Source organism: Mycobacterium sp. (assembly GCF_035653355.1).
Lineage (GTDB): Bacteria > Actinomycetota > Actinomycetes > Mycobacteriales > Mycobacteriaceae > Mycobacterium.
The window spans coordinates 1-9,579 of record NZ_DASRBZ010000394.1; the positions used below are offsets into that span (position 1 = coordinate 1).

The following is a 9,579-nucleotide window of genomic DNA, read 5'->3' on the forward strand; positions in this document are numbered from 1 at the left end:
GCCTCGTCCTCGGTCAGGCCCCGGCTCATCAGGTAGAACAGCTGGTCGTCGCTGACCTTGGAGACCGTGGCCTCGTGCCCCATGGACACATCGTCTTCGCGGATGTCGACGTAGGGATAGGTGTCGCTGCGGCTGACCGTATCCACAAGCAGCGCATCGCATTTCACGCTGGAGCGTGATCCGTGGGCGCCCTTGTTCACCTGCACCAAGCCGCGATAGGAGGTGCGGCCACCGCCGCGGGCCACCGACTTGGAGACGATGTTGCTCGACGTGTTAGGCGCCAGGTGCAGCATCTTGGCGCCGGCGTCCTGGTGCTGGCCCTCTCCGGCGAAAGCCACCGACAGCACCTCGCCCTTGGCGTGCTCGCCGGTCATCCACACCGCCGGGTATTTCATCGTCACCTTGGACCCGATGTTCCCGTCGATCCATTCCATGGTTGCGCCGGCCTCGGCGCGGGCCCGCTTCGTGACAAGGTTGTAGACGTTGTTCGACCAGTTCTGGATCGTGGTGTAGCGGCAGCGTCCGTGCGGCTTGACGATGATCTCCACTACCGCGGAGTGCAGCGAATCCGACTTGTAAATCGGCGCTGTGCAGCCCTCGACGTAGTGCACGTACGCGCCTTCGTCGACGATGATCAGCGTCCGCTCGAACTGGCCCATGTTCTCGGTGTTGATCCGGAAGTAGGCCTGCAGCGGAATGTCGACGTGCACACCCGGCGGCACGTAGATAAACGACCCACCACTCCAGACCGCGGTGTTCAGCGCGGAGAACTTGTTGTCTCCGGCCGGGATCACCGTGCCGAAGTACTGCTTGAAGAGGTCCTCGTGCTCACGCAGGCCGGTATCGGTGTCCAGGAAGATAACCCCTTGCTTTTCAAGGTCTTCCCGAATCTGGTGGTAAACAACCTCACTTTCGTACTGAGCCGCTACGCCAGCGATCAAGCGCTGCTTTTCAGCCTCCGGGATGCCCAGCTTGTCGTACGTGTTGCGGATGTCCTCGGGCAAATCATCCCAAGTGGCTGCTTGCTTCTCAGTGGAGCGCACGAAGTACTTGATGTTGTCGAAGTCGATGCCGCTCAGATCCGAACCCCAGCTCGGAATCGGCTTGCGCTCGAAGATCCGCAGTGCCTTCAGCCGGTTCTCCAGCATCCACCCAGGCTCGTTCTTCTTCGCCGAGATGTCGCGGACCACATCCTGGGAGAGCCCGCGGCGGGCGCTGGCGCCCGCGACGTCAGAGTCCGCCCAGCCGTAGCCGTACCGGCCCAGCGCGGCGATCGCCTCTTGCTGGGTCAGCGGCTCGGCGGTCGGCCCGCCGCTTTTGGTGGCCTCAACGGTCATAGGGACGCTCCTTTGGTGCTCGTGGGTTTCGGCGCGGGCTGGGCGCCGACAGGTGATCGTTTGAGCTGCTCTACGGTGCTGGTCAGCGGCACATGGGTGGTGCAGGCACAGTCTCCGTTGACGATGGTCGCCAGCCGCTGCACATGGGTGCCGAGTACCTCGGCCATGGCTTGCCGCTCGGTTTCGCAAAACTCCGGGAACTCTTCGGCCACATGCGAAACCGGGCAGTGATGCTGGCAGATCTGCACACCCTGGACCGGCCCACCCACCCGTGTGGTGGTGGCAACGTAGCCGGCCTTGGTCAGTGCATTGGCGATCCGCTCCGCGGTCGCCTCCAGGTCGTCGTCGGCGTGGCTGCCGGCCGCCGGCACCTCGGACAAGATCGCGTCGATGCGCCGCCGGGCGAACGTCCGCACCGCGTCGTCACCGCCGATCTCCCGAAGCTGTCGCATGGCTGCCGACGCCAGGTCGTCGTAGGCGTGTTCCAGTTTCTCGCGGCCGGCCGCGGTCAACCGGTAGCGCTTCGCGGGCCGGCCACGTCCCATCTGCTGCCAGGCCGCAGCGGGAACCGACTCCGCCTCGCCAGCCTCGATCAGCGCGTCCAGGTGACGGCGCACACCGGCGGCCGACAAGCCCAACCGCTCGCCGATCCGGCCCGCGGTGATCGGCCCGGACTCCAGCAGGAGCTGCACGACAGCACGGCGGGTATGGCCGTCGTGGGTCGACACTGCGGCTGCTGCCGCGGGAGACGGGATTTTCACAACACCAGTGTGACGCAATTCCGGCGACCGGTCCAGCAAGGCTAGCCTGCCCAGCCGGTTGGGCTGGTCACACCGGTGTCCACCGCCTCCCGGTTACGCTGCTCAGATGGCCGCCCGCCACCACACGTTGAGCTCGTCGATTGCCCGATGGCATGGCGACGAGCTGACGGTCGGTCCGCCGCTCAACGATGCCGAGCTCGTCGCACTTCGCCGCACCCGGCTGTTCGGAGCCACCGGCACGGTGCTGATGGCGATCGGCGCGCTCGGTGCGGGGGCGCGGCCGGTGGTGCAAGACCCGACGTTCGGGGTGCGGCTGCTCAACTTGCCGTCCCGGCTGCAGACCGTGTCGCTGACGATGACCACCACCGGCGCGGTGATGATGGCGCTGGCTTGGCTGATGCTGGGCCGTTTCGCGCTGGGCAGCCGACGGATGTCGCGCGGGGATCTGGACCGCACGTTGTTGTTGTGGACGCTGCCGCTGCTGCCGGCCCCGCCGATGTACAGCAAGGACGTCTACTCCTATCTGGCACAAAGTCAGATCTGCCGGCTCGGGCTCGACCCCTACCGGGTGGGGCCCGCGCGCGCATTGGGCCTCGACCACGTGTTCACGCTCTCGGTCCCGAGCCTCTGGCGCCACACCCCGGCGCCCTACGGTCCCCTGTTCTTGTGGATTGGCCGTGGAATTTCGGCGTTAACCGGCGAAAACATCGTCGCGGCCGTGTTGTGCCATCGGCTGGTGGTGTTGATCGGCGTCGGGCTGATCGTCTGGGCAACCCCACGGTTGGCCAGGCGCTGCGGCGTGGCCGAAGTCAGCGCGCTCTGGCTGGGTGCGGCCAACCCGCTGCTGATCATGCATCTGGTCGCCGGCATCCACAACGAAGCCCTGATGCTCGGGCTGATGCTGACCGGCACCGAATTCGCCCTGCGCGGCCTCGAACGCTGGGACTCACCAGGGCTGCTGCCATTCAGGCCGATGACCGAGTGGCGCGACTGGGCGCCGGTCGGCATGCTGCTCTTCGGCGCTGTGCTGATCACGCTGTCCTCGCAGGTGAAGTTGCCGTCGCTGCTGGCACTCGGATTCGTCGCAATGGCCCTGGCTTACCGCTTGGGAGGCAATCTGCGGGCGGTGCTGTTGGTCGGCGGAGCGATGGCCATGGTGGCGGTGGCGGTGATGGCCGTCGTCGGGTGGGCCAGCAGGCTCGGCTTCGGCTGGATCAACACGCTTGGCACCGCCAACGTGGTGCGCAGCTGGATGTCACCGCCGACGTTGCTAGCACTTGGCACCGGACAGGCGGGCATCCTGCTGCGTCTGGGTGATCACACCACCGCCGTGCTGTCGCTGACCCGCGGCATCGGGGTGCTGATCATCGCTGTAATGGTGTGCTGGCTGCTGGTGGCGGTGCTGCGTGGCCGGCTGCACCCGGTCGGCGGTCTCGGCGTCGCGCTGGGCATCACCGTCTTGCTGTTTCCCGTGGTGCAGCCATGGTATTTGCTATGGGCGATCATTCCGCTGGCGGCCTGGGCGACGCGGCCCGGCTTTCGCGCAGCGGCGATCGGCGTCACCATCGTCGTCGGCGTGTTCGGCCCAACGGCCAACGGCGACCGGTTCGCGCTGTTCCAAATCGTGGATGCCACCGTGGCCAGCACCCTCATTGTGGTGCTGCTGATCGCCGTGACCTATACACGTTTGCCGTGGCGGCGGCTGCCTGTCGAGGCAGGGGCACTGTTGCACGAAGCGGTGTACGACGTAGTCTCACCGCCCGCCGATACTCCAGAGCACCAACCGGTGCCGGGCGCATAGGCTGACTTCCCGTGAGCTCAGCCGCAGAAGTTCCCGTCCGCATGCGTGGGGTACGCAAGCAGTACGGGTCCACAACAGCGGTCGCCAGCCTCGATCTTGACGTTCACGCTGCTGAAGTGCTGGCCCTGCTGGGACCCAACGGTGCCGGCAAAACGACGGCGGTCGAGATGTGCGAGGGTTTCATCCGCCCGGACGCCGGCACGATCGAAGTCCTCGGGCTGGATCCGATCCGAAATAATGCGCAGCTGCGGCCGCGGATCGGAGTGATGCTGCAAGGCGGCGGTGGCTACCCCATGGCCCGCGCCGGCGAGATGCTCAACTTGGTGGCCGCCTACGCCGCCGATCCACTAGACCCGCAGTGGCTGATGGACACGTTGGGCCTCACCGAGTCCGCGCGCAACACCTATCGGCAGCTATCCGGCGGCCAACAGCAACGACTCGCGCTGGCCTGCGCACTGGTCGCCCGCCCCGAACTGGTGTTTCTTGACGAACCCACCGAGGGCCTGGACGCCCACGCCCGGCTGATCGTGTGGGAGTTGATCGACGCGCTGCGCCGCGACGGTGTGACAGTCTTGCTGACCACCCACCAACTCAAGGAAGCTGAGCAGCTCGCCGATCGGATCGTCATCATCGACCATGGTGTGGAGGTTGCCGCGGGGACCCCGGCGGAGTTGACGCGCACCGGGGCCAAGGACCAGTTGCGGTTCAGCGCGCCGCCACGGCTGGACCTGTCGCTTCTGGTTTCCGCACTGCCAGAGGACTACAAAACCACCGAGGTGATACCCGGCGAGTACCTGGTCGAAGGCCCGATCAACCCGCGGGTGCTCGCGACCGTGACGGCATGGTGCGCACAAATCGACGTGCTCGCCACCGACATGCGCGTCGAGCAGCGCAGCCTCGAGGACGTTTTCCTCGACCTGACCGGCAGAGAGTTGCGGCAATGACCACTGAGTCCCTTTTTCCGGCGGGCACTTTCGCGCCCAACCCGCGCCCCAACGCAGTTTCGAAAATGCTCGTCGCCCAAACCGAGCTGGAGTTGAAGCTGATGCTGCGTAACTTCGAGTACCTGCTGCTGATCTTATTCATTCCCGTCTTGTTGCTCGTCGGGCTCACACTGCTGCCGGTCGGTTCGTTCGGCCCGAACCGCGCTGCCTCCTTCGTCCCCGTTATTACGGCGCTGGCCGTGATTTCCACCGCTTTCACAGGTCAGGCCATCACCGTTGCGTTCGACCGCCGTTACGGCGCACTCAAACGGCTGGCCGCCACCGCGCTCCCCATCTGGGGAATTGTCGCCGGCAAGTCGCTGGCTGTGATCGCGGTAGTGATATGGCAGGCAATAATCCTGGGAGCCATAGGCTTCGCGCTGGGTTGGCGGCCTCAGCTCGCGGGTCTGGCGCTGGGCGCGGTGGTCATCGCTCTGGGTACCGCGGGCTTCGCCGCGCTTGGGCTGCTGCTTGGCGGCGCAGTGCGGGCGGAGATCGTCCTAGCGGCGGCCAACGTCCTGTGGTTGGTCTTCGGCGGGTCCTGCGCGCTGAGCCTCCAAACCAACACGGTCCCGAACGCGGTGAAGTGGGCTGCCCGGCTCAACCCGTCGGGGGCGTTCGCCGAAGCGCTCTTGCAGGCGATGCGGCTGTCGGTCAACTCGTTGGACCTCGTCATCCTGGCCGCGTGGGGCGTGCTGGGAGCGCTGGGCGCCCTGCGCTGGTTTCGTATCACTTGATTTCCGTAACAGCTACTACGCCCTGTAGTTCTGGGTGGCCTACCATCAAGGCCGTGACGACCATGCCGATGCCCGTCGGGCGCTGGCTGTGGCGGCTGGTGGACCTGCTGCCCATGCCCAGCGTGCGCGCCCAACGCTTCATCGCCGTCGCCGTCATCGTGACCCAGGGCGGCATCGCCGTCACCGGTGCGATCGTGCGCGTCACCGCGTCGGGGCTGGGCTGCCCGACCTGGCCGCAGTGTTTTCCCGGCAGCTTCACCCCGGTCGCCGTGGCCGAGGTGCCGCGAATCCACCAGGCCGTGGAGTTCGGCAACCGGATGTTCAGCCTCGCCGTGGTCATTGCCGCGGCGCTGGCCGTACTGGCGGTCGCGCGGGCACGGCGCCGTCCCGAAGTTCAGGTGTACGCGTGGCTGATGCCCGCCTCGACGATCGCGCAGGCAGTGATCGGCGGCATCACCGTACTCACCGGGCTGCTGTGGTGGACCGTGGCCATCCACCTGTTGATGTCGATGACGATGGTGTGGCTGGCGGTGTTGCTCTATGTCAAGGTCGGAGAACCCGACGACGGTGTGGTCCGCTATCGGGTGGTCACGCCGTTGCGTGGACTCACCGCGCTGAGTGCAGTCACGCTAGCCGCGGTGTTGGTGGCCGGCACGCTGGTCACCGGCGCGGGCCCGCACGCCGGTGACCGCAGCACCAGTCGGACGGTGCCGCGATTGGAAGTCCCGATCACCACGCTGGTGCACGTCCATTCGTCGCTGCTGGTCGCCTACCTCGCGCTGTTGATCGGGCTGGGTTTCGGCTTGCTGGCGGTGCACGCGCCGCGGCCGGTGCTGCTGCGGCTGGGCGTTCTGGTGCTGCTGGTGTGCGGCCAAGCCGTCGTCGGGACGGTGCAGTTCTTCAGCGGCGTGCCCGCCGCGCTCGTCGCCGTGCATGTCGCGGGCGCGGCATTGTGTACCGCGGCCACCGCCGCACTATGGGCGTCGATGCGAGAGCGGGCCCAGCCCACGCCACTCCAGGGCTGACTCAACACACAGCGCGAACTGCCGCTGCTGATCGCCACGGGTGGCCTCATCCAACAGCCGCCAACCGAGTGAAGGCGCGACGAGGTCGAGCCGCACAAGCCGGGCGTCGTCGGCGCCTCCGGTGACGTCGGCACGGGCGCAGAGCAACTCCGCCGCCTCGATGCCCAGCTTGTCGGCCGCGGCACGCAGCGCGCCACGACCCACGTCCCACAGCTCGAAATCCGCGTCGACCGGCTCATTTCCGCTAAACGCGTGTGACTGCATGCCGCCGAGAAAGACCAGCGCCGTGGTGTCGCGTTCGGGTGCGGCGGTCACTGTCGGCACGCCAGCCCGCTGAAGATCGCGCAGATATCGCTTGTCGACATTCCACTCGATGACAGGCGCGGCGTTCAGCAGGTTCGACACGCGCTTTGTCCACACCAGAAACTCGTCTAGCCGGTCCGAGTAGTCGCGTGTCGTCCGCAAAACGACCAGGTCGGCGTTCAGCGTTGCCGGGTCGTCCCAGCACATCCAGCGCGCATGCAATCCCCGCTTGCGAAGGGCGGCGACCAAACCTTCGTCGTCGTCGTCATCGTCGACAGACCGGGAGCCGGCCAGCACGATGCGGGGATGACGGACGTCGGGGCGGGCCAATTTCATGGGGTCTCCACACCTGCGGATGATAGTCAGCATGCACGCGATCGAAGTCGCCGAACTCGGCGGACCAGAAGTCCTGCGTTATGTCGACAAGCCACAGCCCTCTCCCGCATCCGGCGAGGTGGTGATCAAAGCCGAGGCGATCGGCATCAACTTCATCGACACCTATTTCCGGTCAGGGCAATACCCGCGCGAGTTGCCGTTCGTGCTCGGCACCGAAGTGTCGGGCACGGTCGCCGCCGTCGGTGACGGTGTGTCGTCGCTGCGTGTGGGCGAGCGGGTGGTGACCGCAGCCGCGTCCGGCGCCTACGCCGAATTCGGCACGGCCCCAGCCGAATTCGTCGCACAACTACCGGCTGAAGTGGACTTCGACGTGGCGGCCTCGGCGCTGTTGAAAGGGCTGACGGCCCACTACCTGATCAAGTCCGTCTATCCCGCCCAGCCTGGTGACACCGTGTTGGTGCATGCCGGCGCCGGCGGCGTGGGCCTGATCTTGACGCAGTGGGCGGCCGCCCTTGGTGTTCGGGTGATCACGACGGTGTCGACGCCGCAGAAGGCTGAGCTGTCACTGGAAGCGGGCGCTAGCGAGGTGCTCGATTACCCTGACGACGCCGACGAGTTCGGCAAACGGATCCGGGAGTTGACTGACGGAGCCGGTGTGGCCGCAGTCTACGACGGAGTGGGGGCCAGCACATTCGACGCCAGCCTGGCCAGCCTGACCGTGCGAGGCACGCTGGCATTGTTCGGCGCCGCCAGTGGGCCCGTGGCCCCGGTCGACCCGCAGCGCCTCAACGCCGCTGGGTCGGTGTATCTGACACGCCCGAAGTTGGCTGACTTCACCCGCACAGAGCAGGAATTCACTTCGCGCGCCGGAGAGTTATTCGATGCGATCGCGGCCGGCTCGATCAGGGTCACCGTGAGTCGGCGCTACCCGCTGGCCGACGCGGTGCAGGCGCACCGGGATCTGCAGGGGCGCAAGACCGTCGGCTCGATCGTGCTGGTGCCCTAGGCGTTGTCAGCCTGCGGGCCGAGTTCCTCCTCTTGCGCCCACGTGCCCGGCACCATCGGCATGGCCGGGCCCTCACCGAACTCGTCACCGGAAAGCGTGGTCAATCCTGCGGCAGTGGTGGTTTCTTTGCGGACGTTCCCGGCGAAGCCCAGCGGCCCCGCGCCGGCATCGGAGGCCGCCGTCGAGGCGACGCGTTCCTGCTCGGGTAGCCCCCAGTCAGGGTCCACGTCGACGTCCATTGACATGAACTGATCGCCGTGGTCGCGCAGCGTCGCGCGCCGGCGTCGCCGCGCCCGCGCCTGCTCACGCGCGGCCGCTCCTGCCGCCGCCGCAGCCGAATCCGGCTCGGAGCCTTTCTTTTTGGCGCTGGAGCTCGCGCTTGCGCTGGTACTCATACCGGAGCCGAAGCCGATTCCGGGCGGCCCCACCATGTAGGGAGGGACGAATCCCGCGCCGCCAGCGGCCGGAGGGGCCGACGGCGGTGCTGGACTAGCGGTGGTGCTCGTCGTCGGCGTCGGCGCAGGCGCCGGGGCCGAGGCCGGGGCAGCTGCTGGTGCGGCGGGAGCCGCGCTCATCCCGGCCACCGGCAACATGGCCGGCCCTGGCACGATGGGCGGCGGCAGCGGCGCGCCGGCCGGCGCGGCGGGCTGGGTGGCGGCCAGACCAGCCAGGCCCGCGAAGCCGCCGACGGCACCCGCTGGGGCGAGCGCTGCGCCGATTGCGACTGCCAGCAACTGCTGAGCCGGGTTCAGCCCGGTGAGTTCGGCAATGTGAGTCGGCCAGTCGAACAGTGCGAGTTGGACAAGGTATTGGAATGCCGCGGCGGGATTGGTTAGCAGGTCTTGGCCGAACTGTTGAAAATCCTCGAAGAATTCGAGGGCTCGAACAACCCACCACATCGGGTCGGCGGGGTTCGTATATGCGTCGTAGGGCAGTCCATTCACCGTCCCGTTAGCGGGATCCCAATTAATTCCCAGGTTTTTCAGGAAGTTCGCGATGAGGTCGTCGATAGGGTTGTCGACGGTTGGGTCGGGCGCGCCGTCCGAATGCTGGGTCGAAGCCTCCGATTTCACGATCTGCGGCGCCGGGGCGGTCCGCGGTGTTGACGCCAGTGCGGTGGTGGAGACGGCTTGGTAGGTGGTCATGGTGGTGGCCGCCTGGACCCACATCCGCACATAGTCAGCCTCGTTGAGGGCGATCGGAATCGTATTGATGCCAAAGAAATTCGTCGCCACCAACACCGCATGCACCGCATGATTAGTCGCCAACTCCCCCAACGTCGGCATCGCC

At 66.8% G+C, this 9,579-nt stretch carries 9 protein-coding genes; 5 read left to right on the top strand and 4 right to left on the bottom strand.

Features of this window, described 5'->3' with window-relative positions:
• A partial coding sequence (sufB, locus tag VFA16_RS13635) for a Fe-S cluster assembly protein SufB (RefSeq protein ID WP_324968330.1) occupies positions 1 to 1,337 on the bottom strand: 1,337 nt, incomplete at its 3' end.
• Positions 1,334 to 2,152, bottom strand: coding sequence for a metalloregulator ArsR/SmtB family transcription factor (locus VFA16_RS13640; RefSeq protein ID WP_324968336.1), 819 nt, complete (start codon positions 2,150 to 2,152; stop codon positions 1,334 to 1,336). The genes VFA16_RS13640 and sufB, both read right to left, overlap by 4 nt.
• A 52-nt stretch (positions 2,153 to 2,204) precedes the next feature.
• Here VFA16_RS13640 and mptB point away from each other — a divergent pair, with 52 nt between their 5' ends.
• From mptB to VFA16_RS13660, 4 genes are all read left to right on the top strand, one after another.
• On the top strand, positions 2,205 to 3,899 hold the full coding sequence (gene mptB, locus VFA16_RS13645) for a polyprenol phosphomannose-dependent alpha 1,6 mannosyltransferase MptB (protein ID WP_324968331.1): 1,695 nt from the start codon (positions 2,205 to 2,207) through the stop codon (positions 3,897 to 3,899).
• Positions 3,900 to 3,940: 41 nt separating this feature from the next.
• Positions 3,941 to 4,843 carry an ABC transporter ATP-binding protein gene (locus VFA16_RS13650; protein WP_324968337.1) on the top strand — a complete coding sequence of 301 codons (903 nt, stop codon included), beginning with the start codon at positions 3,941 to 3,943 and terminating at the stop codon, positions 4,841 to 4,843.
• On the top strand, positions 4,840 to 5,619 hold the full coding sequence (locus tag VFA16_RS13655; RefSeq protein WP_324968332.1) for an ABC transporter permease: 780 nt from the start codon (positions 4,840 to 4,842) through the stop codon (positions 5,617 to 5,619). The genes VFA16_RS13650 and VFA16_RS13655 overlap by 4 nt, the downstream gene beginning before the upstream one ends.
• 113 nt (positions 5,620 to 5,732) lie before the next feature.
• Positions 5,733 to 6,644: a heme A synthase gene (locus tag VFA16_RS13660; protein ID WP_324968338.1), complete on the top strand. Its 912-nt coding sequence runs from the start codon at positions 5,733 to 5,735 to the stop codon at positions 6,642 to 6,644.
• On the opposite strand, the gene VFA16_RS13665 is transcribed toward VFA16_RS13660, so the two are convergent.
• Positions 6,594 to 7,283 carry a hypothetical protein gene (locus VFA16_RS13665; RefSeq protein ID WP_324968333.1) on the bottom strand — a complete coding sequence of 230 codons (690 nt, stop codon included), beginning with the start codon at positions 7,281 to 7,283 and terminating at the stop codon, positions 6,594 to 6,596. The genes VFA16_RS13660 and VFA16_RS13665 overlap by 51 nt on opposite strands.
• A 31-nt stretch (positions 7,284 to 7,314) precedes the next feature.
• Between VFA16_RS13665 and VFA16_RS13670 the strand changes: the two genes are divergently transcribed.
• Entirely contained in the window at positions 7,315 to 8,289 is a 975-nt protein-coding gene (locus VFA16_RS13670; protein ID WP_324968334.1) for a quinone oxidoreductase, read from the top strand.
• On the opposite strand, the gene VFA16_RS13675 is transcribed toward VFA16_RS13670, so the two are convergent.
• Positions 8,286 to 9,579: PPE family protein (locus tag VFA16_RS13675; protein WP_324968335.1), on the bottom strand; the 1,294-nt coding region annotated here is incomplete at its 5' end. The two genes, VFA16_RS13670 and VFA16_RS13675, sit on opposite strands and share 4 nt — an antisense overlap.

Coding starts and splice junctions, on each gene's coding strand:
- VFA16_RS13650 (WP_324968337.1), top strand. CDS start 3,941: ATGCGTGGGGTACGCAAGCAGTACGGGTCCACAACAGCGGTCGCCAGC.
- VFA16_RS13670 (WP_324968334.1), top strand. CDS start 7,315: ATGCACGCGATCGAAGTCGCCGAACTCGGCGGACCAGAAGTCCTGCGT.
- VFA16_RS13655 (WP_324968332.1), top strand. CDS start 4,840: ATGACCACTGAGTCCCTTTTTCCGGCGGGCACTTTCGCGCCCAACCCG.
- VFA16_RS13660 (WP_324968338.1), top strand. CDS start 5,733: ATGCCCAGCGTGCGCGCCCAACGCTTCATCGCCGTCGCCGTCATCGTG.
- mptB (WP_324968331.1), top strand. CDS start 2,205: ATGGCCGCCCGCCACCACACGTTGAGCTCGTCGATTGCCCGATGGCAT.
- VFA16_RS13665 (WP_324968333.1), bottom strand. CDS start 7,283: ATGAAATTGGCCCGCCCCGACGTCCGTCATCCCCGCATCGTGCTGGCC.